Origin of the sequence: Microbacterium sp. AK009 (assembly GCF_013410955.1) — a bacterium.
Lineage (GTDB): Bacteria > Actinomycetota > Actinomycetes > Actinomycetales > Microbacteriaceae > Microbacterium.
Genome location: NZ_JACCCG010000006.1, coordinates 137145 through 162499 on the forward strand (window position 1 = coordinate 137145; position 25355 = coordinate 162499).

General features: G+C 68.2%; 26 protein-coding genes. 14 read left to right on the forward strand and 12 right to left on the reverse strand.

Annotation, left to right across the window (positions count from 1 at the left end; translation table 11 throughout):
• Positions 1-64: 64 nt before the first annotated feature.
• Together HDC37_RS14295 and HDC37_RS14300 are read right to left on the reverse strand one after the other, a co-directional pair.
• The gene (locus HDC37_RS14295; protein ID WP_179561069.1) at positions 65-1840 is read right to left on the reverse strand and encodes an ABC transporter ATP-binding protein; all 1776 of its coding nucleotides are present in this window, start codon (positions 1838-1840) and stop codon (positions 65-67) included.
• Positions 1837-3555 (reverse strand): ABC transporter ATP-binding protein/permease, encoded by a 1719-nt coding sequence (locus tag HDC37_RS14300; protein ID WP_179561070.1) that lies wholly within the window; start codon positions 3553-3555, stop codon positions 1837-1839. The genes HDC37_RS14295 and HDC37_RS14300 overlap by 4 nt, the downstream gene beginning before the upstream one ends.
• 99 nt (positions 3556-3654) lie before the next feature.
• Between HDC37_RS14300 and HDC37_RS14305 the strand changes: the two genes are divergently transcribed.
• Genes HDC37_RS14305 through HDC37_RS14315 form a run of 3 tightly spaced genes read left to right on the forward strand, consistent with a single transcriptional unit; the run spans position 3655 to position 6528 of the window.
• Positions 3655-4704 (forward strand): iron ABC transporter permease, encoded by a 1050-nt coding sequence (locus HDC37_RS14305; RefSeq protein WP_179561071.1) that lies wholly within the window; start codon positions 3655-3657, stop codon positions 4702-4704.
• A 58-nt stretch (positions 4705-4762) separates the two neighbouring features.
• Positions 4763-5752 (forward strand): ABC transporter substrate-binding protein, encoded by a 990-nt coding sequence (locus tag HDC37_RS14310; RefSeq protein WP_179561072.1) that lies wholly within the window; start codon positions 4763-4765, stop codon positions 5750-5752.
• Positions 5749-6528 carry an ABC transporter ATP-binding protein gene (locus tag HDC37_RS14315; RefSeq protein WP_179561073.1) on the forward strand — a complete coding sequence of 260 codons (780 nt, stop codon included), beginning with the start codon at positions 5749-5751 and terminating at the stop codon, positions 6526-6528. Before HDC37_RS14310 ends, HDC37_RS14315 begins: the two co-directional genes overlap by 4 nt.
• Positions 6529-6623: 95 nt before the next feature.
• Here the strand turns inward: HDC37_RS14315 and HDC37_RS14320 are convergent, their stop codons facing one another.
• Positions 6624-6920, reverse strand: a complete 297-nt coding sequence (locus tag HDC37_RS14320) for a hypothetical protein (RefSeq protein WP_179561074.1) — start codon at positions 6918-6920, stop codon at positions 6624-6626.
• Entirely contained in the window at positions 6907-7296 is a 390-nt protein-coding gene (locus HDC37_RS14325; RefSeq protein ID WP_257021531.1) for a helix-turn-helix transcriptional regulator, read from the reverse strand. The genes HDC37_RS14320 and HDC37_RS14325 overlap by 14 nt, the downstream gene beginning before the upstream one ends.
• Before the next feature lie 133 nt (positions 7297-7429).
• On the opposite strand from HDC37_RS14325, the gene HDC37_RS14330 reads away from it, so the two are divergent.
• The gene (locus HDC37_RS14330) at positions 7430-7624 is read left to right on the forward strand and encodes a hypothetical protein (protein WP_218869840.1); all 195 of its coding nucleotides are present in this window, start codon (positions 7430-7432) and stop codon (positions 7622-7624) included.
• A gap of 295 nt (positions 7625-7919) precedes the next feature.
• Here the strand turns inward: HDC37_RS14330 and HDC37_RS17430 are convergent, their stop codons facing one another.
• Complete coding sequence (locus HDC37_RS17430) at positions 7920-8429, reverse strand: MarR family winged helix-turn-helix transcriptional regulator (protein WP_218869841.1); 510 nt, start codon at positions 8427-8429, stop codon at positions 7920-7922.
• A 74-nt stretch (positions 8430-8503) separates the two neighbouring features.
• Between HDC37_RS17430 and HDC37_RS14340 the strand changes: the two genes are divergently transcribed.
• From HDC37_RS14340 to HDC37_RS14355, 4 genes are read left to right on the forward strand one after another with little or no spacing between them, the layout of a single operon-like run.
• Positions 8504-9178, forward strand: coding sequence for a DJ-1/PfpI family protein (locus HDC37_RS14340; protein WP_179561076.1), 675 nt, complete (start codon positions 8504-8506; stop codon positions 9176-9178).
• Between the two features lie 10 nt (positions 9179-9188).
• Entirely contained in the window at positions 9189-9662 is a 474-nt protein-coding gene (locus HDC37_RS14345; protein WP_179561077.1) for a hypothetical protein, read from the forward strand.
• The gene (locus tag HDC37_RS14350; RefSeq protein ID WP_179561078.1) at positions 9659-10879 is read left to right on the forward strand and encodes an ABC transporter ATP-binding protein; all 1221 of its coding nucleotides are present in this window, start codon (positions 9659-9661) and stop codon (positions 10877-10879) included. Before HDC37_RS14345 ends, HDC37_RS14350 begins: the two co-directional genes overlap by 4 nt.
• Positions 10876-11661 carry a hypothetical protein gene (locus HDC37_RS14355; protein ID WP_179561079.1) on the forward strand — a complete coding sequence of 262 codons (786 nt, stop codon included), beginning with the start codon at positions 10876-10878 and terminating at the stop codon, positions 11659-11661. The genes HDC37_RS14350 and HDC37_RS14355 overlap by 4 nt, the downstream gene beginning before the upstream one ends.
• A gap of 64 nt (positions 11662-11725) precedes the next feature.
• Here HDC37_RS14355 and HDC37_RS14360 read toward each other — a convergent pair whose 3' ends face one another.
• Together HDC37_RS14360 and dnaB are read right to left on the reverse strand one after the other, a co-directional pair.
• Positions 11726-11956, reverse strand: a complete 231-nt coding sequence (locus tag HDC37_RS14360) for a hypothetical protein (protein ID WP_179561080.1) — start codon at positions 11954-11956, stop codon at positions 11726-11728.
• Positions 11957-12014: 58 nt separating this feature from the next.
• A complete protein-coding gene (gene dnaB, locus HDC37_RS14365; protein WP_179561081.1) occupies positions 12015-14579 on the reverse strand; it encodes a replicative DNA helicase in 2565 nt (854 codons plus the stop codon).
• A gap of 417 nt (positions 14580-14996) precedes the next feature.
• Between dnaB and HDC37_RS14370 the strand changes: the two genes are divergently transcribed.
• The 3 genes from HDC37_RS14370 to HDC37_RS17435 all read left to right on the forward strand — a co-directional run bounded on the left by HDC37_RS14370 (position 14997) and on the right by HDC37_RS17435 (position 18408).
• Positions 14997-15494: a GNAT family N-acetyltransferase gene (locus HDC37_RS14370; RefSeq protein ID WP_179561082.1), complete on the forward strand. Its 498-nt coding sequence runs from the start codon at positions 14997-14999 to the stop codon at positions 15492-15494.
• Between the two features lie 130 nt (positions 15495-15624).
• Complete coding sequence (locus HDC37_RS14375) at positions 15625-16884, forward strand: hypothetical protein (protein ID WP_179561083.1); 1260 nt, start codon at positions 15625-15627, stop codon at positions 16882-16884.
• A 78-nt stretch (positions 16885-16962) separates the two neighbouring features.
• On the forward strand, positions 16963-18408 hold the full coding sequence (locus HDC37_RS17435; protein ID WP_218869842.1) for a hypothetical protein: 1446 nt from the start codon (positions 16963-16965) through the stop codon (positions 18406-18408).
• Positions 18409-18832: 424 nt separating this feature from the next.
• Here HDC37_RS17435 and rplI read toward each other — a convergent pair whose 3' ends face one another.
• From rplI to mmuM, 5 genes are all read right to left on the reverse strand, one after another.
• Positions 18833-19285, reverse strand: coding sequence for a 50S ribosomal protein L9 (rplI, locus tag HDC37_RS14385; protein ID WP_179561084.1), 453 nt, complete (start codon positions 19283-19285; stop codon positions 18833-18835).
• Positions 19286-19294: 9 nt separating this feature from the next.
• Complete coding sequence (gene rpsR, locus HDC37_RS14390) at positions 19295-19549, reverse strand: 30S ribosomal protein S18 (protein WP_124291977.1); 255 nt, start codon at positions 19547-19549, stop codon at positions 19295-19297.
• A gap of 28 nt (positions 19550-19577) precedes the next feature.
• Positions 19578-20096, reverse strand: coding sequence for a single-stranded DNA-binding protein (locus HDC37_RS14395; RefSeq protein WP_179561085.1), 519 nt, complete (start codon positions 20094-20096; stop codon positions 19578-19580).
• Between the two features lie 5 nt (positions 20097-20101).
• Complete coding sequence (rpsF, locus tag HDC37_RS14400) at positions 20102-20479, reverse strand: 30S ribosomal protein S6 (RefSeq protein ID WP_218869876.1); 378 nt, start codon at positions 20477-20479, stop codon at positions 20102-20104.
• A gap of 389 nt (positions 20480-20868) precedes the next feature.
• A complete protein-coding gene (mmuM, locus tag HDC37_RS14405; RefSeq protein ID WP_308472231.1) occupies positions 20869-21777 on the reverse strand; it encodes a homocysteine S-methyltransferase in 909 nt (302 codons plus the stop codon).
• Between the two features lie 93 nt (positions 21778-21870).
• Between mmuM and HDC37_RS14410 the strand changes: the two genes are divergently transcribed.
• The 3 genes from HDC37_RS14410 to HDC37_RS14420 all read left to right on the forward strand — a co-directional run bounded on the left by HDC37_RS14410 (position 21871) and on the right by HDC37_RS14420 (position 25231).
• The gene (locus HDC37_RS14410) at positions 21871-22872 is read left to right on the forward strand and encodes a hypothetical protein (RefSeq protein ID WP_179561088.1); all 1002 of its coding nucleotides are present in this window, start codon (positions 21871-21873) and stop codon (positions 22870-22872) included.
• Between the two features lie 20 nt (positions 22873-22892).
• Complete coding sequence (locus HDC37_RS14415) at positions 22893-24080, forward strand: hypothetical protein (RefSeq protein WP_179561313.1); 1188 nt, start codon at positions 22893-22895, stop codon at positions 24078-24080.
• Positions 24081-24193: 113 nt separating this feature from the next.
• Complete coding sequence (locus tag HDC37_RS14420) at positions 24194-25231, forward strand: NAD(P)-dependent alcohol dehydrogenase (RefSeq protein ID WP_179561089.1); 1038 nt, start codon at positions 24194-24196, stop codon at positions 25229-25231.
• Positions 25232-25355 lie beyond the last annotated feature (124 nt).

A 25355-nucleotide genomic window follows, 5' to 3' on the forward strand; every position in this document is an offset into this window, starting at 1 on the left:
GCAGTTTCGGCGTATCGACGGTGCCGGTCGAACGGTGCCAGACCCGCGACCCCACCGATACTCGTCACCCCCTCTTTCCTTCTTGTGCGCCGACCCGGATGGTCGAGGCGTCAGGGTCTTCGAGGGCGAGCAGCGAGCGGTATCGCGGGTCGTCGGTGAGCGTGTCGTGGGTGCCGTCTGCGATGACGCGGCCGTCTTCGATCAGCACGACGCGCGGCATCCGGCGGATGGTGGATACCCGGTGTGCGATGACGACGGTGGTCCGTCCGAACCGGACGCGGGCGAGGGTGTCGGCGAGGTCGCGTTCCAGGATGGTGTCGAGGTTCGCGGACGCCTCGTCGAGGATGAGCACGGCGGCATCGCGGAGCATCGCCTGGGCGATCGCCACTCGTTGCCGTTGCCCACCGGACAGTGCGGTGCCCCGTTCCCCGACCGGTTCGTCGAAGCCCCGGCTGAATGTGGCGACGGTGTCGGCGAGGCCTGCTCGTTGCACGGCTTCTTCCAACTGGGCGTCGGTGGCGTCCTGGTTGGCGAGCAGGAGGTTGTCGCGGAGCGACCCGCGGAAGATGAAGGGGTGTTGCGGGATGAGGGCAACTTCGCGTCGGGCGGTGTCGGGGGTGAGGGTGCGGAGGGATCGTCCGTCGAGGAGGATACTGCCGGAGGTCGGGTCCCACAGCCTGGTGAGCAGCCGGGCGATGGTGGACTTTCCCGCTCCCGAGGCGCCGACGAGCGCCAGGTGTTCGCCGGGTTCAATGTCGAGGTCGAGGCCGTCGAGCACGAGATGTCCCGCGGTGTACCCGAACGTCACGTCGCGCAGCTGAACCGCCCCGGCGACCGGGCCGGGACGGGTGTCGCCGCCTGGGAAGACCTCGTCGGGTTCGTCGAGGAGCGAGAGGATGCGGGTCGCTGCTGCGGACATCTCGCCGATGCGCTGCAGCATCGCAAAGGCCCCGGCGGCGGGGACGATCGACGCCGTCGCGAGCACAGTCGCCGGCGGGATCAGGACCGGGTCGATCGTTCCTGCCCCGGCCGCGCCGACGAGGGTCAGGAGGAAGCCGAAGGTGGTGGCGGCCACCACGAGGTCGGCGAGACCGGCTTCGAGCGCGCTGCGGAGTGAGAAGCGACGTTTCGCGGACTGCACGGCGCGGGTGTGTGCCAAAACTGTGTCGCGATGCTGGCCGGCGAGACCGAGGGCGGCGATGTCTCGGCGGGACTCCATCCCCTCGAACGTGGTCGCGCGCAACGCGCCCAAACGTTCCCGGATGTCCGCGCCTTGCCGTGTCTGCATAGGGGCGAGCAGCCACGGCACTGTGAGTAGCAGGGCGATCCCGACCGGGACGACCAGCCCCACGGGGCCGACGAGGATGACGAGTGCGATGCCGAACAGAACCGGGGTGAGGAGGGCGTTCAGCGCGGCGCCGAGGGTGTGGGCGTAGAACCACTCCATCGCTTCGACATCACCCATGGCGGTCCCGGTGACCTCCCCGGCGCGCCGGCGAGCCGATCGACCAGGCACGATGCGTTCGATCGCGTCGTACACCCGCAAACGGAGCGCGGCGATCACCCGGTAGGCGAGCACGTGACTCAGCCAGGACTCGATCCACGTGAACGCGCCGCAGGCCACGATCGCGGCGGCGAGCCCGATCAGTAGGGCCGCCACAATCGCGTCGTCGCCTGCCGTGACGACGGAAGCGATCGCGGCGCTGAGCCCAGCCGCGGCAGCGGCTGCCAGCTGATAGGCCGTCATCGACAGCGCTGATCGGATGAAGAGTCGGCGATCGGCGGGAGCGAGCACGGCGAGAAGTCGGAGGACGGGTCGAAGCATCGCCATCGTGCTCATGCCGGGACCTCGTCTCGCTGCGCAGCGTCCAGCTTCGCCAGCGCCCCGCCGGCGGCGACGAGTTCGTCGTAGCGGCCGTGTTCGAGGACCCGCCCCTCGCCCATGACGAACACCTCGTCGACGTCGCGGATGCTGCTGAGCCGGTGTGCGACGACCACTATCGTCACGGGGGCGCCATCGCTGGCGTGCCGGGGAAGACCTGCCAGCAGTGCGCGTTCCCGACGTGTGTCCAGCGCGCTGGTCGCTTCGTCCAACAGCAGGATCGGAGCGTCGAGGAGCAACGCGCGCGCCACCGCGAGCCGCTGTCGTTGGCCGCCTGACAAGAGACCGCCGGTATCGCCGACCGGAGCATCCAGTCCGCCTCGATCGATACTGGCCAGCTCGAGCGCCTGCGCAATCTCGAGCGCCTCGAGAAGGCGGGCGTCATCGACTTCCGGTGCGATTACGGCGAGGTTGTCGCGCACGGTGCCCGAGAAGATGACCGGATCCTGTGACACAAGCGCTATCGCCATCCCCCGGGCGGTTTCCTGGATGGCGACGCGCCCGGAGGTCGGCGTGAGGAAACCAAGCAAGATGTTCGCGATCGTCGACTTGCCGGATCCTGACGCTCCGACGATGGCGACGCGGCTGCCCTTCCGGATTCGGAGCGAGACATTGATGAGCGCATCGGTATCGGCTCCGGGGTAGCGGGCGACGACATTCTCGAGCTCGACCGCATTCGGCGCCGCTGTAGCGGCGCGAGAATCTGGGCGGGCGACCGCGGACGCCGGCGCTCGATCGAGCTCGTCAAGAATGCGGCCGCCAGCTGAGACGCCGAGGTAGCCGGCGTGCCAGTGATTCGCGAGATCCCGAAACGGACGGTAGGCCTCGAAGGACAGCATGGTCACCAAGAAGAGAGCGGAGGCCGGCAGAGCCCCGGCGTTTACCCGCCCCACCGCGACACACAGGACGATGGCAGGACCGGCGAGAAGCAGGAACCCGGTGAGCCCGGACTCGACGAGCGACAGCCGCAGTTGAGCGAGCGTGGCCGTCAGCAGGTTCTCGCCCGCTGCATGAAGCCGTCGCCGGGTTCGACGCGTCGCACCGAGCAGTTTCAGCGTCTCCATCCCGCGCATCGCGTCGACAGTGTCTGCGTGCAGGCCGGAGTACGCCCCCCAGTGATCGTCACCGCGACGCTGCAGCGCCGCGTCCCAGAGTCGCGGCACAGCTAGTACCGCGATGGCCGCGGCCGCCGCCACGAGCCCTACGACCGGGTCGATCACCGTGAGGAATGCGATCACGCATACGGCGGTGACGGCGGTGACGACAACCTGGGGGATGTAGCGGGCCACGTACGGCTCAATGTTCTCGACCCCGTCGACCAGGAGCGAGTCGGCCTCACCCGCTCGCTGCACACCGGCCGTGATGGGGCCGGCGGCTGCGGTTGCGTCCAGCATCTGGGCGCGTAGTTTCGTCTTCGCTCGCGACGCCGCAGCGTGGGCGGCGATCTCTCGACCCGCGGTGGCGAGGGGTCGAGCGAGAAGAGCGGCCGCCAGCACGATCAACGGGACGACCAGGGCAGACAGCGGCTCTCCGGTCACGATCCCGGCGAAAACGCGCGCTGTCGAGACGGCCTGCGTGATCGCGAGCGCGCTGAGCACCAGCCCCATCACGATTGTGGCGGCGACGGCAACGCGCGCTGGCGCGGCCAGTCGCAGAAGTCGGAGGTGAATCACGGAGCCCTTCGATTGTGCAAACGAGAATCGTTATCAATAAGCTGTGTTCCTGTGTACACGACCGATGCGCCTCCGCGCCACTCCGACGCTTCATCCGGGGTGACATTGGGAGACGCGGCGCGGCGCGTCCGCCGGCGCGGCGGCGTCCTCCTTGTCGCGCTCTGCTTGGCGCTCGTCGGGTCGGCGATCGTTGCCGTCGGGATCGGTCCGGTGGACGTATCCGCCGCTGTGGTCGCACGGGTGGTCGGCGCTCAACTCGGCCTCCCCCTCGAGGCGACGTGGAGCTCCTCCGAGGAATCGATCGTGTGGCTGATTCGCGTTCCCCGGGTGCTGTTGGGTGCGTTCGTCGGAGCCGTGCTCGCGATGACGGGCGCGGCCATCCAATCGCTCGTGCGGAATCCGCTCGCTGACCCCTACCTACTGGGAATCTCATCCGGTGCCTCAACCGGAGCGGCGGCGAGCATCCTGTTCGGCGTCGGTTCCGGCCTCGGCGCGATCGCCATCACCGGCAGCGCGTTCGTCGGAGCGCTGCTCGCGATCGTGCTCGTCATGACGATCGCGAGAATCGGGGGCCGATTCGTTCCGTCTCGGTTGATCTTTGCCGGAATCGCCGTCGGCTTCGCATTGACGGCGTTGACGAACTTCCTCGTCTTCGCGAGCGAGTCCCGGGATGGCACGCGCGCGGTGCTCTTCTGGATGCTCGGATCCCTTGGTCAAGCCCGATGGCCCTCCGTGCCGATCGGGCTCATCGCCGTGATCGTCGCGCTTGTCTTCTTCACCTTGTGGGCACGTCGTTTCGACGCGATCGCCATAAGCGACGACACCGCCCTCGCACTCGGCACCAACCCCACGCGCTTCCGAGCCGCCGGCGTGATCGTGGTGTGTCTGGTCATCGCCGCCGCTGTCTCCGTGTCCGGCCTCATCGGCTTCGTGGGCCTTGTCGTGCCGCACATCGTCAGACGCCTCGTCGGCGGGCGCCACAGCATCGTGATCCCGACCTCCGCCGTCCTCGGGGCGCTCCTACTCGTCTGGGCCGACGCCGCAGCGCGCGTCGCTTTCGCGCCACGCGAACTGCCGTTGGGAATCCTCACCGCACTCATCGGTACCCCGCTCCTCATCGCCCTCATCCGTCGCTCAGCAGAACGTTGATCGCCCTTCATCCACTCGCCATCGCAAACCCTGCCCCATCACCCGAAAGAGAGAAACCATGATCAATCACCTCCGGCGACGCTCCGGCGTCGCTCTCGTCGCTGCGGGAGCGCTCGTCGCCCTGACGGCCTGCGCCACCGCAACCGCTGACACCGAGACCGACGGCGCGTACCCGCTCACCATCGAGAACTGCGGCGCCGACTTGGAGATCGCGTCCGAACCCGCTTCGGTTCTGACGATCGGGACCTCGGCCATCGCCCTCCTGGACACTGCCGGCGCCTCGGACCGGATCACCGCCCGCAGCGGAGAATTCGGCGCCGACCTTCCCGAAGGTCTCGACAACCCGCCAACCGACGCGACCATCGTCGACCCCTCCGACCCCACCGCCGAGTCCATCATCGGAGCAGAACCCGACATCATCGTCGGCTACGGACTGTTCAATGCCGCCCCGGAAGACATCGCCGCAGCAGGCATCCCTGAGATCGTGATCGACGGAGAGTGCAGCCACGACGCCGCGCTCACAGAGAAGACCGACTTCGACGCGATCTTCGCCGACGTGAACCGGCTCGCCACCGTGTTCGGCACCGAGGCTGCCGCCGACGCCAACCTCGAGGAGCTTCGCGCAGAGCTCGACGAGCTGACCCCCGCCGCGTCCACGGAAACTGAGCGCGGGACCGCGGCCGTCGTCTACTACTTCTCCGAATCGTCCACGCTGTCCGCCCGCGGCGGGCAGGGCATCGCCGACGACGTCTTGGACCGCGCCGGCTTCGACAACGTCTACGGCGACGAGCCGTCCGTCTACCTCGAGGTGAACGTGGAGACGCTCCTCGACGCCAACCCCGACACCATCGTGCTCGCCTACGGCCTCTACGGAGAGAGCTTAGAGGACGCGAAGGCTCACCTGCTCTCCGAGCCCGGCGTCACCGATCTTGAAGCCGTCAAGGCCGACCGCATCGTAGGAGTACTCGCGTCCGACCTCTCGCCCGACCCCGGAGCGCTCCGCGGACTCCGTGCCGTGCTCGAGGGTACCGGGCGCCTCTCGCAGTGATCGACGTCGACGGCTTGGTCGTGCGCTACGGCCAAGCCGTCGCCGTCGACGATGTCAGTGTTGACCTCCCCACCGGCAGGACGGTCGGGTTGATCGGTCCGAATGGCTCAGGGAAGTCGTCCATCGTGCGAGCCATCTTCGGAGCCATCGATCGGATGCGCGGAACGGTCGTCGTCGACGGCGATGCCCTCGACACGCTTTCCGCACGGGAACGCGCCGAACGGATCGCCGTCGTGGCCCAGGAAGAACGGACGGGTCTTCCCCTCACGGCGTGGGACTCAGTGATCCTTGGACGCTCCATCCGCATGTCCGGATGGAGCCGGTACCGGCCCGAAGACGAGGCCGCCGCCGAAGACGCGATGCAACGCGCTGGTGTCGCCCACCTCGCCCAGAGATCGGTCGACACGCTCTCCGGCGGTGAACGCCAACGCGTCCTGATCGCCCGCGCGATCACCCAAGGAGCAAGCCACCTGCTCCTCGACGAGCCGACGAACCATCTCGACATCCGCTACCAGCACGAGATCCTCGCACTCGTGCGCAGCCTGCCGCTGACAACGCTCGTGGTGCTGCACGACTTGAACCTGGCGGCCAGGTACTGCGACGAGCTCGTCCTCCTCGACAAAGGCCGCATGGTCGCCATCGGCACACCCGACGAGATTCTGCGACCCAAGCTCATCGCGTCCACGTACGGCATCGGTGCCCGTCGCGCCGACACCGAAAACGTGCCCCAGCTCACGTTCTTCCCTCTCCCGGACACCGCCCGCACTGAGCAGTAGGAGATACGCACGAGGGCAGACTCGCGAGGGATGCGGAAGGGCCGGCGGATACCGCCAGCCCTTCCGTCTAAGTGCGAGATTGGCATCCCACAGGCTTAGTGCTCGTCGTAGTGCTCGCCGTGGGAAGCATGCTTATGCCCGTCGTGCACGTAGTCGACGTGGTCGTCGTGCTGCACCGTCTCGTGTCCGCAGTCAGTGCCGTGAGTGTGCTCCGCAACCGTGTGCTCGGCGACGCTCTCGTGCTCGTCGTAGTGGTCGCCGTGGAGTGCGTGGTGGTGGGTGCCGTGCACGTAGTCGACGTGGTCATCATGCTGGACAGCCTCGTGTCCGCAGTCGGTGCCGTGCTCGTGCTCGGACCGGGTGTGCTCGGCGTGGATCTCAGTTGTGCTCATCGGGGTCTCCTTTGTCGGGGGCGTCCTCTTCGAGGACGTGGGTGATCGCGTCGTTGACGACGTGCGCGATGTGATAGTCCGCGAGCTGGTATACGGCTTCGCGTCCTGTGCGTGACACAGTCACGATTCCCGCCTGACGCAACGTCCGGAGATGCTGCGACACGAGAGGTTGCGACATCTCGCTGCGCTTCACCAGCGCGCTCACCCCGGCGGGTTCCGCGGCCAGCAGACGCAGGAGATAAAGGCGCGACGGGGAGCCGAGGACCTTGAATAAAGCCGCTGTTGCCTCCAACCCCGCCTCACGTTCCACGTCACCATCAAAACAGAACACATAAATAGATCGCAATTTGTGCATGCAATTGAGAATGATGATCATGAAGCCTCGTCGCTCCGGTCACTGGGCGCACTTCACCGATTAGTAGCACTAGGTCAGAAGCAAGCGTGGGTCGCGCGCCAGCTGCAGCCGAGGGTCGAGCAGGTGGGGTAGGACGGGGCCGTTGCCGGGCATCATGGTTCGGTCCCAGCGGCGGGCACCGCCCTTCTCTAGCTCTGGTCCCAGGCCTACCAGCGCGAACTTCAGCTACTCAGCCGAGAACCGAAACGTCGAGTTCGGCATCCTCGTCCGCGACAGCGCCCTCGCCACGTCCGTCGAGGCAATGATGACGAACAAGCACGGGTCGCTCTACGAGCTCATCAACGCCTGATCAGCACCCGTCACGTCGTTGCGAGGTAATCGCTCGTCGGCGGCCGTGCCGCCGAGATGTCCAGGTGGACACACCGTGCCCATTTCATCTGCGAAACGGACAACTTCTAAAAAAACCTACAATCCGCTTTAGGAACCGCTCGGAGATGTCCACGATGATGCTGCATTTCCGGGCGTGGCAAGGATGAGGTGTCTGGGACGGGCGCTCAGCGACGAAGGCCTAGTTGTCCATGGGAGCAGCCATTGCGACCGTGAGAAACCAGGAGCCGGGTGGTAACGATCGGCTCGACGATCTGCTATCTCTTCGCGATTCGCACCGCGGCGTCGAGGATCGCGGACGTGGTGTGTTTGTCGAGGTTGACGATCTGGTCGACCTCTGCGACGACGTTCAGGGCTTGCATCAGTTGGTGGGTGCCATCGGGGGTGATGCGGAGAGCACTGGATCGTCCGCGGGAGAGTGGACCAGCGGGTTCAATGAGACCTCTTTCTAAGAGCTGATGGACGGTTGTATGCATGCTCTGGTTGGTAATCCCGATGCGTTGAGCAAGTTCGGCCATCGACATGCCGGGCCGGCCGCGTACGTGTCCGAGAACCGACAGATGCCGGACGCTCATTCCGCTCTCCCCAAGACGTTCATCGAGCAGCTTTCGCACCAGGGTGCCGATGCCTACCAACGCCAGCGCGCCCGTCATGGCTTGAGGAGTGGCGTTGAGCAGGGCCTCTTCGACCTGTGCTTGAGACGCGCCGCTGACCGCCCCGGCTGTGTGCGCTCGGCTTACCGAATCGGCCGTCATCGGATCTCTCACGCTCCTCATCCCTTCACGCCACAGCCTACTCGAATTGGTGCAATAATCAGTTGCACTGATTTTAGGGAGTGGTCATGAAACGCCCGGAGCTTGTCGTCGTTGTCTATCTGCCGCCCGCGTTTTCAGCATTCGAGGCTGTTGCGCCGTACGAGGTGTTGAGCCTGGTCCCGGACTCGGAGATCGTGTTTGCGTCGCGGACGGGGGGTCTGGTCAGTTCAGACACGGGGATGGTGCGTTTGGACAGTGTTCCGCTGTCGGATGTCACCGGTGCGGACGTGCTGTATGTGCCCGGCGGCGCGATCCTGATCGATACCGGGCACCCGGAGTTGCTCGAGGAGTTCCGACGCTTGGACCGGGGAAGCGAGTACACCTCGTGGGCGTGCGTGGGCGGGTGGCTCCCCGGGGCCGCAGGACTCTTGAGCGGCATCCGGGTTGCCGACGACAACGGGGTGCCGATGCCGGCCTTCGGGCAAGTCAAGGTGCCCGGTCGGGTGGTTGTGGATGGGAAGTACGTATCGGCCGGAAACACAGCATCCACGATCGACCTCGCCCTACTGCTGGCCTCGAAGTACGTCGAAGCGGAGGATGCGCGCGCGATTCAGGTAGGGATGGAGTACGACCTGGACCTCTTCCGGCCCCCGTTCGCGCCGCGACCCACGCAAGCGGTTACCCCCGCGGAGCGAGACAGGTTCCTAAGCCTGGTGATGCGCGGCAGTCGCGGCAAGATCGTTGAATCCCTCACGTCCTGAGGGAGTCGTCATGGAAAAGGTGATGCTCAGCCTTCATGTGCTGACCGCTATCGTCACGGTGGGTCCGGTGACGGTCGCTGCGTGGCTGTTCGTATGGATGGGTCGGCCCACACCGGTAGTAGGTGACATTCAGACTTCGGTGCCGCCGCGTGGCGGCACGATGAACGGCGGGGTAACGCTGATGTTCCTGCACCGCGTGAACACGATAGGGGCGGTGGTTGCCTTGTCGGTGCCAGTGTTCGGATTCGCCACCGCGGTACAGCTCGGGCTGCTCACCGACGCCTGGCTGCTCATTGCCATCGCCCTCACTGCCGCCGCCGCGGCGGTGTTTGTGTGGGGTGTCGTGGGGGGTCAGCGCCGCGCACTCGCGGCGCAATCAGCGCCGTGGCTCCAGCGCAGCACCGTGGTATTCACCCTGTTGTGGATGGTCGTTGTCACTTTGATGATCTTCCGGCCCGGCTCCACGACCGGAGTCGCGGGATGACCCTGCGACGGTGGCTCGTGCTGGCTGCCGGAGTGGAGGTCGCCAGCCTCGCTATCCTTCTGATCAACCGCGCGACGGTGCATCTGGACATGATCACCTCGAGCATGGGCCCGATCCACGGGTTCGCGTATCTGGCGACGATCGCTCTGGCGGCGCTGTCACCGATTCCGCGGCGGGCGAAAGCGGTCGCGTGGCTTCCGGTGATCGGCGGTCTCGTCGCCGTCCGGCTCACCCACCCCAGACGGGCAGAACAGCCACCCGCACCGGGGGCCGCGGAGCCGGACCACCTTCCACCCGCCGACCAGGAGGGTCATGCAATCGCTGTCCAAGGCCTCACCAAGCAGTACCGTTCGGGCACCACGATAGGCCCGGTCCATTTCACCGTCCCTCGCGGTCAGATCACCGGGCTGATCGGCCCGAACGGCGCGGGAAAGACGACGGTGCTGCGAATGCTGGTCAGGCTTGTCGCGCCCACGGGCGGGACGGTGACGTTGGACGTCGGCGGGAACGAGGATCGGGCAGCGTTGGGGCGCGTTGGGGCGCTGATCGAGTCCCCGGCGCTGGTTCATGGGCTCACCGGTCGCCGCAACATGGAAGCCGTCGCGGCCCTTGCCGGATGGGATGCGGCACAGATCGAGTCCACGCTCGATCGAGTCGGGCTCCTCGACGCCGCCGATCAGAGGGTTTCCCAGTACTCCCTGGGGATGCGGCAGCGCCTGGCGTTGGCCATCACGCTTCTGCACGATCCGGCCGTCGTGATCTTGGACGAGCCAGCGAACGGGCTGGACCCGCACGGAATCGCCGACCTTCGCCGGTTCCTCCGCCACCTCGCCGACGAGGGCGTCACCGTCCTCCTATCCAGCCACCTGCTCACCGAGATCGAGCAGGTGTGCGACCACGTCGTGCTGATGGATGCGGGCCACATCACCTACTCCGGTCCGACAACCGGACTCTTGGCGGACCTCGCAACCATAGACATCGAACCGTTGCACGCGCATCAGCTGCGCCAGCTTGCAGAGCTCGCCGGAGACTCGGCTGAGGTTGGGGCTGGGGTGGTGCTCGTGCGTGGAGATCGCGTGCTTGCCGCATCTCTGCTCGAGAAGTCCGTGCGCGCCGGTATCTCGGTGGCCCAGATGCGCATCACGGCACCGACGCTGGAAGTGGCGTTCCTGCGGATGACCGGCACATCCCGACCCGAACCGGGGAGTGCCCGATGATCGCATCCGCGCGCTACACCTGGATACTCCTACGTCGACCCGCACTGCTGTGGTCGGGAATCGGCGCCGTTGCCGCGTTCGGCATCGCGGTCACCGTCGCCACCTTCTTCACCGCCAGTCGCCCCGGCGGTTCCCGCCTCGGCCCCATCCCCCTCACCATCGAGACCATGGGCGCGGTCGGCGTCCCCGCCGACTTGGTCGGTCGGATCCTCATGATCACCGGCGCGGTCACCCTCGCTGTCGCCGCGGCGCACGTCGGTGGCGTCTTCAGCACCGGACTCGTGCGCACCATCTTCGTGCGGCAGCCGCACCGCACCACATGGCTCCTCGGCACCTGGCTAACCCTCTGTGGGCTCACTGTCGCGCTGACCCTCATCGGCAGTATCACCGTCCTCGCCACCGCCACCGCTCTGGCCTCCGCGTACGGGGTCGACACCGCAGCCTGGTTCACTCCCGAAGGTCTCAGCCTCGCCGCGATCCGTACGCTGGGAGTCGCTGCGGCACTGATCGGCTTCACCACCGCAGGAATGCTCTTGGCCGTCCTCACCCGATCAGCCATCGTGGCAATCGGGATCGGGCTCGGCTACGGCCTGTTCGAAGGCCTGCTCTCCGCGACCCTCGGTGACGCCGGCCGATTCCTCCCCGCCCAAACCCTCGCTGTCGTCTCCCGCGGCACCGCCGACCCATGGTTCTTCTTCGCCACGTTGATCGCCGCCGCGCTGATCGGCGCATGCCTGACGGTCGCGGCAGTCACCCTCCATCGGCGTGACATCACGCAATAAGGGGATACCGCATGCTGGTGGTGGGTCAGCGAAGACCAGCTGATCCTGTGGTCGGTGACCCGGATCAGGAGAGCCAGAACGGAACACTCAACACGGCGGCGCCCAGCAGTATCCAGATCACCGCTACAGGGATCGAACGCTTACCGTGCCACTGAACCCGGTCGCACGCGATCAAGCCCACGGCAAGAATAATGAGGCAGGGCAGACAGTAGATCACAGCGTACCCGGCGAGCACAGCGAGGCCGATGCCAACCTCCGCTTCGGTGGCGACCAGCTGAAATGTCCATATGGACACACCGTGGACATCTCACCTGCGAAATGGACAACTCCGAGCGGAACCTACAACACGGTCGTTACATCCCCACAGCCATGTCGGTGAACCGCGAGAAGTGACCCTGGAACGCCACGACCACCGTGTCGGTCGGGCCGTTACGGTGCTTGGCCACGATGAGGTCGGCTTCTCCCGCGCGGGGACTGTCGCGCTCGTACGCCGCCTCACGGTGAAGGAGGACGACCATGTCGGCATCCTGCTCGATCGATCCCGATTCACGGAGGTCTGACAGCGCCGGCTTCTTGTCGGCGCGCTGCTCAGGACCACGGTTCAACTGCGACAGGGCGATCACCGGCACCTGGAGCTCCTTGGCGAGGAGCTTCAGGGCACGGGAGAACTCCGAGACCTCTTGCTGACGCGACTCGACCCGCTTGCCGCTCGTCATCAGCTGGAGGTAGTCGATGATGACCATCTTCAGACCCACGCGCTGCTTGAGGCGACGGCACTTCGCGCGGATCTCGACGAGGGTCATGTTCGGGCTGTCGTCGATGTAGAGGGGCGCGTCGTTGATGCGCCCGCGCGTGGAGGCGATCGTCGTCCAGTCGCGCGAATCGAGCGTGCCCTTGCGCATGTTCTGCAGCGGCACGGCCGCTTCAGCGCTCATCAGGCGCATCGCGATCTCGCTTCGCCCCATCTCGAGGGAGAAGACGATGGTCGGCATGTTGTTCTTGATCGCGGCCGCGCGCGCAAAATCCAGAGCCAGCGTTGAGTTGTGCGTCGGGATCATCGACTGCCCGGCGAGGTACAGATGGTCGTCGTTGTCGACCTGCACGCAGCGCACGGGCACACTCGCAACTGGCCGAACTGCAGTGACATAGCGACGACCCGTCCGCGTCACGTCGACCGGTCGCTCCTGAGCGTGAAGAGCACGCTTACGCTCGAGCCAGAACACATCGTCCGTGGTCGAGAAGTTGAGGATGTAGCAGGTGGACGACTCTGAAGATCGGCCATGCACGCGCTTGGTCGTGCGTTCGCAGCGGTAACCGAGACTGACGATCAACTCGTACACGGAGTCGGCCAGCTTCTTGTTAGTGACGGCGAATTGGCAGGATCCGACGCCCCGCACGACCGTGCCGTCGGTGTCGAGAAGCCCAGCCAGCAATTCGCGGCGCTGCGCCTCAGACGCTCGGAGGTACGCGAGCGGCACGTGCTTGTCACCGAGCACGCCCGCCTCCCGGAGGAGGGCCGTGAATGAGCCGTGGTCACGATGGCAGGCGGCGCAGCGCTGAGCTTCCCCCGAGAAGGGCTGACCGCAGTCCGGGCAGGGCAAGCGCTCCGGGTGCGCGCCCTTGTTCTTCGGACCGCAGGTGCGCCCGCACGTGCGGACGTGCGGGTGGCGAGCGCGAAAGCTCGTGCCGCAGATCTCGCAGATCCGCATCAACTCCTCTCGCTTGAGAAGATGCACGGAGGAGAGCATCCCACCCCGCGCCTCGACACGAAGACCGCTGCGGCGGATGAAGCCGGGAATCTCGTCGGTCTCGCTGGTGATGCGATTGCCGGCGGTGTGACCGTCGCCCAGCCACGCACCGAGGGCGTAGGGCGCCACCGGGAGATCAGCATGAGGAGCCTGAAGCGGCCGACCGTTGCGCACGGAGTGATTCGCCCGCTTGTCGGCGCCCACCGTCAGCGTCGCCGCCATCTGCTCGGTCGTGACGACGCCGGCTGTCGCACGACCACCGCGACGCGCGGCACGAGTCTCCGTCACCCACTGATGTTCGGCATCTGCGACGATGCGCGAGCCGTCAGAGAACTCGACCTCGTAGCAGGGGCGGTCGGTCATGACTTCGGTGGCGGCGACGACCTTCGTCGGCCGTCCATCGGCGTCGAAGAGTTCGTCGCCGACCTTGACCTCGCCCATCGTGGTCCACCCCGACGGGGTGGGAAGCGGCGTATCCAGCGCCAAGGCCTTGCCCATAGCGGGCCTCGCCGCCACGACGATCATCTGTCCGGGGTGCAGACCGTTCGTCAGTTGGTCGAGCCCCGAGAAGCCCGTCGGGATGCCGGTCATCTGACCGTCCCGCCCGCGCGCGGCCTCGATCTCATCGACCGCGGCGTCGACGGCGATCGTCAGGGGAACGTAATCCTCGGTCTCCTGCCCGCTGTTGACCGAGTAGATCTCGGCCTGGGCGTTGTTGACGAGCTCGATCGCGTCGCCCTCGCCCTTGTAGCCCATCTGCACGATGCGTGTGCCGGCTTCGACCAGCCGGCGCAGCAGCGCGCGCTCGGCGACGATCGACGCGTAGTACCCGGCGTTCGCCGCGGTCGGGACGATCGAGGTGAGTGTGTGGAGATAGTCCGCCCCGCCCGCTCGCTGCAGGTCGCCGGTCTTGATCAGCTCATCGGTGACCGCGATGACATCCGTCGGCTCGCCGTGCGAGTACAGCGACAGGATGGCTTCGTAGATGATCTCGTGCTTGGGAATGTAGAAGTCCGCGCCGCGCAGTGTCTCGATGACATCGGCGACGGCGTCCTTCGACAGCAGCATCCCGCCCAAGGTGCTCTGCTCTGCCGCCATGTCGTGCGGCGGTGTGCGCTCCGGGTCGCGGCGGCCGCCCATGCGTTCATCAGAGATGTCTGCGATCGACATAAGACGGTGTGTTCTCCCATTTTTCGGCGCGCGCGGAAGCAACGACCCGTCACGCCGGCCCCGGGATCGGATGTTCCCGCAGCGTCCGCGTCGACGCTGTGCGTGCGGCTCGTCCTGAGCTCCCCTCACGGTAAGGAGGGGCTCGGACACTCGCAAGATGACCTGTGGATAACTCTGTGCAAACTGTGCGCGAAACGCCGTCCGACCTGTGAACAACGGTTGTGGACAACTTCGGGTCAGGGCACGAACCTGAGGGCGCTTATCCTCGCTGATCAGGCGCTTCCTTTTCCCCACAGTGTGGATAACGATGTGATTGAAGTACGCGTTGAAGGTTTCTCGACTTGACAAACGACTGTGTACAACTCGCGGACTCCGCCGGTGGTCATCCGGCCGCCGCAACGCGGCGAGGATGGTGGGGTGACGTATCAGATTCTCGAGGTCGCATACGACGATCCTCGCGCTGTGGCTCTGAGGTCGGTGCTGGACGAAGACCTCGAGCGGCGGTACCGGCCGTTGCACCCGGATGAGCCGGCCGAGATTGCCGCGGCACGCGCAGAGGCCCTGCGCATCGCGCCCGATGAGATCGTCGCCACCTGGATCGCGCTCGTCGGCGAGACCCCCGCGGGCCACGTCATGCTGCGCCGGCTCGGCGTCGAGTGGGAGCTGAAACGACTCGTCGTGACATCCGACGCTCAGGGCCGCGGGATCGGACGCGCGCTCACCGAGAAGGTGATCGCGCGAGCGCGGGACGCGGGTGCCGAGCGGATGATCCTGCAGTCGGGACCAGCGCAGCCCGAGTCGATCGCTCTCTACGCGGGCATGGGGTTCACCCCGATTCCGGTCTATGAGCCCTACCGGGAGACCATGCCGAACTCGCTGTGCTTCGCACTGCGGCTCGATTCGAGGGCCCCTTGACAGTCTCATAGCCCGGTCATAGGGTCGGGAGTCCAGGCACCCCAGATCCGCCCGACAAGAGGCGGAGCGAGTCATTCGCGTGCGGAGGTGAAGGATGGACAGGGCGATTCCCGGTCGTAGCCCGCGACCCGTGCAGCTTGTGCTGGCGGGCCTCGGCCTCGCGATCGGCTGGATGCTTCTGTCCATCGCGCTCGGACTGTCGTCCTCGAGCGCCCTCGCCGACGAGTCGGAGAACTCTGGGGGACTGGTGGGTGCCGTGAGCACCGTTGCAGCGGGCGGCGCCGAGGTTGTGGGCACTGTCGCTGAACCTGTCGCAGACACGGCGGGCGGGGTGATCTCGGACGGCGTTGACGCGGTCGTGGGGGTCACTGAACCGGTTGCGGCGGTCAGCGAACCGGCCGCCGAGGTCGCAGAGCCGGTTGCGGAAGCCGCCGTGCCGCTCGCACAGGTCGCCGCACCCGCCACCAGGGCGGCGGAGCCGGCTTCGGAGGCCATCGAGCCGCTCAGCGCGCCGGTGGGCGACGTCGTGAGTGGGGGCGCCAGACTCGTCGACGACGCTGTGGGCGCAGCGACTGGTGGGGCGGGTGACGTCGTCGACGGCGTCACCGGCGCTGCCGGTGACGTTCTCGATGCGGCGCCGTTGCAGCCGGTCGTGCGGCCGGTCGCCGGGACGGTGTCGGGGGTGGCAGACACCGTCGGTGATCTGACGGAGTCGGTGGGCGCTGAGGGGCCGGTGTCGCAGGTCATCGGCGCGCTGACCGACGTCGTCGAGCACACCCCGGTCGTCGGTGAGGTGACCGAGGGGCTGGGCATCCCCGACGCCGTGAATCAGGTCGGCGAATCGATCGACGGGGGCGTCGAATCCGTCGGTGAGACCATCGGCGATTCGGGCGAGAACCTCGCTCCGGCACGCCCGCTCCCGCCGATTCCCCCGGCTCGGCCTCCCGTGGCAGGCGAGCGGCCCACCTGGTCTGGGTCAGTGCTGGTCACCGTCCTTCCCGCCGCCGGCGGAGAGGCGGATGCCAGGAGCGCGGCCGCACTCGCAGCATCCGGCCCTTCCTTCGGCGCTCACTACCCGACCGACCGCACACGCCTCGCGCTCGCGGGTGCGGGCGGGGCTTCGCCCGCACCCGTCGCCGAATCGGCCGACGATACGACCTCTGCTGCCGCCATCACCCCGAGCGGCGGCCCCTTCCCCTTCCACTCACCCGGGGGTTTCGCCCCCGGTGACGCCAACGCTGCTCCCTCTGGCGGCGCCAATTCCGGCGCCTGGGGGCTGATCGCCCTCGGACCGCTTTTCGCATACCGTGCCTGGATGCGTCGAGCCGGTCCTGAGGATGATCGCCTTCCCGGGGCGCCGATCTTCGAGACAGACGCTTCTCCCGACTGATGGACTTCGCGCCGCCCGACGGCGGCACGAGAGTCACCGCGTTCGCGCGTCATCCATCCGTTCTAGGGAGAAACTTCCATGCATACGTTCGTCAAGCGTGCCCTCTGGGGCACGGTCATCGCCGGCGGTCTCACGCTGTTCGGCGCAACGGTCGCCACGGCGGCCGAAACCACGGGAGAGGACGGCCTCCTCTCCGGCACCCAAGCCGTCGCCCAGCTGAACGCGCCGGTCTCACTCGTCGGCAACGCCGTCTCGGTCATCGGCGACAGCGAGTCGTCGTCGGAGACGTCGACCGCCCTGCCGCCGGGGGGTGAGTCGTCGCCGTCGCAACCGGCGGCAACCACCGACGGCTCCGAGGCGATCGGGTCGGGTTCGCAAGCCGTCCTCGGCGTCGAGGCGCCCGTCACCGTCGCCGGCAACGCGATCTCGGTGCTGGGTGACACCTCTTCGGAGTCATCGACGACCACCTCGGCGCCGGTGTCGGCGCCGGTCACCGCCGAGACATCCGGCGAGGACAGCATCCTCGGTGGAACCCAGGGGATCGTCTCGGTCGACGTCCCCGTCACCGTGTCGGGCAATGCTGTGTCGGTCGTCGGCGACAGCGAAAGCTCGTCGTCCACGGCCACCGGTGGCGGAGGCGGCGGCTACAGCGGCGGGATCACCGGGGGGACCTCCGGCGAGGACAGCATCCTCGGCGGAACGCAGGTCATCGCGCCGATCACCGCACCGATCACGGTCGCCGGCAACGCCATCTCCGGCATCGGAGACAGCGACAGCTCGTCCGACACCGCGGTCAACACCGGCGGGACGGGCGACAGCGGCGGGATCACCGGCGTGACCTCCGGCGAGGACAGAATCCTCGGCGGAACCCAGGTCATCGCGCCGATCACCGCACCGATCACCGTCGCCGGCACCGCCATCTCCGGCCTCGGAGACAGCGACAGCTCGTCCGACACCGCGGCCAACACCGGAGGGGACGGCGGGAGCACCGGGATCACCGGGGTGACCTCCGGCGAGGACAGCATCCTCGGCGGAACCCAGGTCATCGCCCCGATCACGCTTCCCGTCACCATCGGCGGCAACGCCATCTCGGTCGTCGGAGACAGCGAGACCGGCTCGACCACGGTCGTGCCGGGAACCCCGGGGACTCCGTTCACACCCGGAACGCCTGGTACCCCGGGAACTCCCGGACAGCCCGGAACCCCGGCACGCCGGGAATACCCGGAACGCCCGGTACCCCGGGAACTCCCGGAACGCCCGGTACCCCGGGGACTCCTGGACAGCCCGGAACCCCTGGCGCCCCGGGTCAACCGGGTACTCCTGGCACGCCCGGCGCCCCCGGCACGCCCGGTCAGCCCGGAACACCGGGAGCCCCCGGTATGCCTGGCACTCCGGGTCAGCCGGGAACTCCTGGCACACCCGGCGTCCCCGGAACGCCCGGCACCCCTGGCACGCCCGGTCAGCTTGGCATTCCGGGCGCCGCCGGCACATCCGCCGACCCGTCACTCGCTGCACAGCGCGTAACGGGTGGCGCCGCCACCGCCTCCACGCCCCTCGCCGCCACCGGCGGCACGATGGCCGGCCCTGCAGCCTCGCTGCTGGCGCTCGGACTCATCGCGCTGGGCATGGTCCTGCGGACGGCGCGCAACCGTACGGCGTGACACCTGTGATCATGGTGCGTGCCGCGGGGGACACGCACCATGATCGTCACGCCGCTACGACGGATGTCGCGGAGCACGGCCCCGGGGGGATGGGCAGCTCCGCGGCATCCGGCCCCCTCACCTCGTCGCTTCCCGTCCCGCCCGACACCTCGGCGCGGGGAGGGCACAGGAGCGGTGCGCCGGCGCGGAACGGGCGCCGAGCGCGCGCGAAAACGACGGATGCCGCGGGGCAACCCTCTTGAGGAGGGCCGCTCCGCGGCATCCGGAATCCGCTCTGCGGGTCGCGTCTACTTCGCGGCGACGACCTGCAGCGTGATCACGGCGGTGAGGTCGTCACGAAGGCGAACGGTCGCCTCGTGGTCGCCCACGGCCTTGATCGGCGAGGTGATGTGGATGGTGCGCTTGTCCAGCTCGCCGAGGCCGGCGGCCTTGACCGCGTCGGCCACGTCACCGGTCTTGACCGAACCGAACAGACGCCCCTCGGCACCGGCCTTGACGGTCAGCTTGACGGTGTTGGACTCCAGGCGGTTCTTCAGGGCCACGGCCTCTTCGTGGTCGTGGAAGGCGCGGGCCTCGCGGGCGGCGCGGATCGACGCCACCTGCTTCTCGCCACCGCGGGTCCACTGCACGGCGAAGCCCTGCGGGATGAGGTAGTTACGGGCGTACCCGTCCTTGACATCGACGACGTCACCGGCCGAGCCGAGGCCGGCGACCTCGTTCGTGAGAATCAGCTTCGACATGGGTGCTCCTTAGCGGCCAGCGCCGGAGTAGGGCAGGAGCGCCATTTCGCGGGCGTTCTTGATCGCGCGGGCGATCAGACGCTGCTCCTGCACCGAGACACCGGTGATACGACGGGCGCGGATCTTGCCGCGCTCCGAGATGAACTTGCGAAGCGTGGCGACGTCCTTGTAGTCAATGACGCCGACGCGGATCGCCTTCGCGGGAGCGGCGTTCTTCGCGCCCTTCCGCGGCTTGCGGCGGTCGCCGCTCGACTTTCCAGCCATGGTGTTCCTTTACGTTTCTTGAGATCTCTTAGAACGGAGTGTCATCGCCGTAGGCGGCGGACCCGGGGGTGCTCCAGGCGTCGGCGCCGCCGGCGTTCGACGAGCCGGGGGTCGCCCACGGCTCATCCGCCACCTGCGCCTGCTGACGGCTTCCGCCACCGCCGCCACCACCGCCACCGCCGCTCGATGCGCGCGTGACCTGGGCCGTCGCATAGCGCAGCGACGGACCGATCTCGTCGACCTCGAGCTCGATGGAGGTGCGGTTGTTGCCCTCGCGGTCCTGGTAGTTGCGCTGCTTCAGGCGACCGGTCGCGATGACGCGGGAGCCCTTCGTCAGCGACCCGGCGACATGCTCGGCGAACTCCCGCCACACGCTCGCGCGGAGGAACAGCGCGTCGCCGTCCTTCCACTCGTTCGCCTGACGGTCGAAGGTACGCGGCGTCGATGCGATCGTGAAGTTCGCGACGGGCAGGCCGTTCTGCGTGTACCGCAGCTCGGGGTCTGCCGTGAGGTTGCCCACGACGGTGATGATCGTTTCGCCGGCCATCGTCGTTACGCCTTCGCTTCAGCCGACTCGCGGCGCGAGGCCCGGGCGGGAGCGGCAGCCTTGCGGGCAGCCTTCTCGTCGGCGCGCTTCTTCTCGGCGGCGACCATGGCCTGCGCCTCTTCGGCGCGCAGGACCTTGGTGCGCATGATGCTCTCGTTGAGCTTCAGCTGACGGTCGAGCTCCTGAGCGGCTTCGCTGGTCGAGGTGAAGTTCACGACGGCGTAGATGCCCTCGGTCTTCTTCTGAATCTCGTAGGCGAGACGGCGGCGACCCCAGATGTCGACGTTGTCGATCGAGCCATCAGCGTTGGTGATGACCTTCAGGAACTTGTCGAGGTTCGGGGCGACCTGGCGCTCGTCGATCTCAGGGTTCAGGATGACCATGAGCTCGTACTGGTGCGTGTGCGTCACTTACCCACCTCCTTCGGACTAGAACGGCTGCCGGGCATTTCCCGGTAGCAGGAGGGTGTGTGCACGTCGTCACGGACTCACGGGCAGAGGGCCCAGCCGGACAACCCTCCCATGCTACCGGATGGCCCGTCCCGGCGCGATTCCGTGTGTCTCGAAGGCGCATGCCGCGACGGATGCAAGACCGCCGGGGCGGGACGAGACCGGTGTGACGGGTGAGGCGATGACGGCGCGATGCGCCCGACATCCGTCGAGTATCACCGTCGACGTCGAGGATTCACCGCACGCCGCCGAGCACCGCACGCCGCCGAGCACCACCGCGCGCCGCCGAGCACCACGCTCCGCCGAGCACCACCGCGCCGACGTCAGCCGAGCGCGCCCGCGATGGCGCGGATCTCGTCCGGGCCGACCCGGCAGCACCCGCCGATGCCGCGGGCGCCGGCGTCGCGCCACGCCGCGGCATCATCGGCGAGTCCTCGCCCGCGTCCGGCGCCCGACCATCGCCGCTCCTCCGCCCGCCACGCCTCCCCGCTGTTGGGGTACACCAGGAGCGGCGCACCGGTCGCGCCGGCCAGCACCCCCAGTGCCGCCTCGACACCGCGCGGGTCGCAGCAGTTGAGTCCGACGGCGACGAGCTGCGGGAGAGACTCCGCGATCCCCGCCGCCTCGGACAGTGACTCGCCGGTGCGCAGCGCGCCGTCATCGGCGATGGTGAGACTCACCCAGGCCGGCACGTCGAGGTCGGTGAGCTCGGCGCAGATCGCCTCCACTTCCGCCAGCGACGGGATCGTCTCGACCGCCAGCACGTCGGCGCCCGCGGCGGCGAGCGCCGCGAGGCGCGGACGGTGCCAGGCACGGAGCTCGGCCACCGTCATCCCGTAGTCGCCGGTGTACTCACTGCCGTCGGCGCGGGCGGCCCCGTACGGTCCGACCGACGCGGCGACCCAGGCCTCTCCGGGGCCGAGACCCGACGCGGCTCGCGCCTCGCGGGCGATCTCGACACTGCGAGCGAGGAGTCCGTCGACCTCGGCACGCTCCACCCCCACCGCGGCGAGCCCCTCGTAGCTGACCTGGTACGACCCTGAGATCGCCACCCGCGCACCGGCAGCGAAGTACGCCTCGTGCGCGCGGCGCACAGCGACGGGGTCGTCGCGCAGCAGCCGAGCCGTCCAGAGGTGCGACGTCAGGTCGTGACCGTGAGCCTCGAGCAGCGTGCCGAGCCCGCCGTCGAGCACGACGGTTGCCCGCGTCGGGGCCTCGGCGAGTGTCGGCACGGCGCCAGTGTAGGTCGCTCGTGCTCCCCGAAGTCGCAGACATATCGACCTGTGACCACCACGAAGCGAAGCCGGTCGGGCTAGCGTGAACGGATGGAATGGACCGGGGACGTCGCCGCAGGCGACTGGCTGCGCGGCCGGCTCGACGCGGACGGTCCCGCATGGGGCGCCACCATGCATGCCTGGGTGCCGCGCGGCTACGAGGCCTACGCCCGCATCTTCCACCCCGCCGACCGCGACCGCCCCGTCGGCCGCCCCTGGCCGCCACTCCCCTACGATCGCCACCACCGCGAATGGGCGGCCTTCCAGGCCGACGCGCCTCAGATCGACGTCGAACGGGTGAGCTGGGCCGCCGTCGCCGAGGCGTTCGGCACCACCATGCATGCGCGGGCGCAGTGGCAGGGCATCGTCGGACCCCGCGAGGTCGAGGACGAGGACGGGCCAAGGGATGCCGCGGGCTGGCGCTATTCCGATCCACCGACCGGTGAGCTGCCGAGCGATCTGGTCTCGGCAGTGACGCAGACGCTGCTCGCTCACACGACCACCCCGGGCGACGGGTTCGTTGCTCTCTGGGAGGGCTGGGGCGGACTGGTCGGAGGACTCGGCTACGGTCCGTCGCGGGTGCTCTTCGCCGCCGCCGGCGACGCCTCGGACCCGAGCGCCGATCGTCACGCGAACTTCCTCGCCACCTCGCTGCGCGACCGCTTCAACGATGTGTTCCGGCGGCCCTCGTGGCAGCCAGGGGTCCTCGACGACGAGGTGTCGCGCGGACCACGGCTGCGGCTGCCGAACCGCGACCACGTCCTCTTCCACGCCGACCTGACCATCATCACCGACCCCGAATGGCCCTGGCGGGTGCCCTGGCGCGACCGCACGCTGGAGGCGCCCGGCGGCGCGGCATCCGCTGTCTCGCCGAGTCTCGTCTGGCCGATGGATCGGGCCTGGGTGCTGGCCACCGATGTGGATTCCGATTCCACGGTGATCGCGGGGTCCGCCGCGGCGATCCGCGCGGTGTGCAGCGATCGGCGTCTGGAGGCGCAGGCCCTCGAAGAGGGCGCGAACCTGTCGTGGGGCGGCGACGAGGTGAACGGGTGACCGCGCCGGAGGGGGCGGGGATGCGGACGGCCTACCCCTTCGACGCGAGCCCGCTCGTGCAGCCGGTCGACCGACGGGCGGTCCGCGCTTTCGCCCGGCGGCTCCGTGCCGAGGGCCGGGTGCCGAGCATGTTCGGGTCGCCGCAGGCGATCATCGGCTTCGTCGTCGCCGGAGTGGTCCTGGTCTTCGTGGGGACGTCGGTTCTCGGCGTGTTCGCCACCGTGCTGTTCGCGTTCGCTCAGAGCAACACCCCCGCGGCCGGTCTCGTCGGCCTCATCCCGGCAGTGCTCGTGATCGGGGTGATCGCGCTGGCGGCGGTGCTCATCGTGCGCGCCGTGCAGGGCTCCGCCGAGCGCTGGTATCGCCTCGAGGGGTTCGCGCGGGCGAACGGAATGAGCTACGTGCCGCAGTTCGCATCGCCGGGACTGCCCGGCATGATCTTCACGCAGGGCCGGTCGCGCCAGTCGACCGACCTCGTGCGCGGTGATCGTCCGCGATTCGTCGAGTTCGCGAACTACCGCTTCGTCACCGGATCGGGCAAGAACCAGACCACTCACAAGTGGGGATACGTGGCGGTGAAGCTCGACGTGCCGCTTCCCCACATCGTGCTCGATGCCACCGGCAACAACGGCCTGTTCGGCTCGAACCTGCCGCTCACCTTCGACAAAGACCAGCGCCTCGGCCTCGAGGGCGACTTCGACCGCTACTTCTCCCTCTACTGCCCCGCCGGGTACGAGCGCGACGCCCTCTACCTCTTCACCCCCGACATCATGGCGCGGTTCATCGACAACGCCGCCGCCCTCGACGTCGAGATCGTCGACGACTGGCTCTTCCTCTACGCCAAGCGCGACTTCTCCACCCTCGACCCCGCCACCTGGGCCTGGCTGTTCTCCGTCGTCGGCGCCCTCCTCGACAAGCTCGCCCAGTGGACGCGATGGCGCGACGAACGGCTCGCCGACGGGGCCGCTCAGGCCGCGCACGCCGCAGCCGCGGCATCCGCCTTGCCTGTTCCCGGTCCGTCGGCACCTGCCGCGACCGCGGTCCCCTTCTTGGTTCCGACAGCGGCGCTCCGCCCTCCGCCGGGGGTCGCCGCGCCCGGTCGACGTCTCAAACGCGGGGTGCCGTGGGTCGCCATCATCGTCTTCGGCGTCATGGGGCTGTTCTGGCTCATCAGCCAGACGGGGTTTCTCGGCCTCTTCTTCCGCTGACGCACCCTCGTCGTGTTTCCCGGGTCACGGGCGGTGAATGGGAGAAGGGGTGGCGCGATGCCATGCCGCGCCGGAGAGTGGAGTCGACCGTCCACAACCAGTGGGGAGACGCCATGAAGGCTGTGCAGTATCGCGAGATCGGCAAGGGTCCCGAGGTCGTCGAGATCGACGTGCCCGAGCCCGGTCCCGGCCAGATCAGGCTGAGGGTGACCGCCGCCGGGCTCTGCCATTCCGACTGGTTCCTCATGGATCTTCCCGAGGAGCAGTACATCTACGGCCTTCCCCTCACCCTCGGTCACGAGGGGGCCGGCATCGTCGACAAGCTGGGTGAGGGCGTCGAGGGTGTCGAGCTCGGGAGCTCCTACGCCGTCTACGGTCCCTGGGGTTGCGGGCTCTGCCACGCGTGCGCGCAGGGCGCCGAGAACTACTGCCCGAACGCCGCCGACCTCGGCATCGTGCCGCCGGGGCTCGGGGCCCCGGGCGCGATGGCCGAGTACATGATCGTCGACGACGTCCGCCATCTCGTACCGCTCGGCGACCTGGATCCGGTCGAGTTCGTGTCGTTGACGGATGCCGGCCTGACGCCGTACCACGCGATCCGCGCCGCCCAGCACAAGCTGTACCCCGGCTCCACCGCCGTCGTCATCGGTGCGGGCGGCCTCGGGCACGTGGGCATCCAGATCCTTCGCGCGATCTCCACAGCGCGCGTGATCGCAGTCGACCTCAACGACGACAAGCTCGCCCTGGCCTCCGAGGTCGGCGCTCACGAGACCCTCGTGTCAGGACCCGACACCGCCGAGCAGATCCGCGCCCTGACCGGTGGTCGCGGCGCCGAGGCCGTCTTCGACTTCGTCGGAGCGCAGCCGACGCTCGACATGTCGCGCGACGTCGTGGCGGTCGACGGGTACATCCACATCGTGGGCATCGGCGGCGGCGTGCTGCCGACGGGGTTCTTCGCCACACCGTTCGGTGCCGCCGTGCGCGCACCCTACTGGGGAACGCGCGCGGAGCTGCAAGAGGTGTTCGACCTCGCCCGAGCGGGCGCGGTCTCGGTGCACGTCGAACGCTTCGGGATCGACGACGCCGTCGCGGCCTACCGCAAGCTCCACGACGGCACGGTGCGCGGGCGCGCGGTGGTCGTGCCGAGCTGAGGACACCCCGCCGGCGCGAGGCGGTGCTGGACGGCGGGGCCGCGGGCGGACACGCGGGGGACGGATGCCGCGCCGCGGCGTGTCGGGCCCGATCCCCGCGGTTGCGACCCGGCCCGAGAGGCGC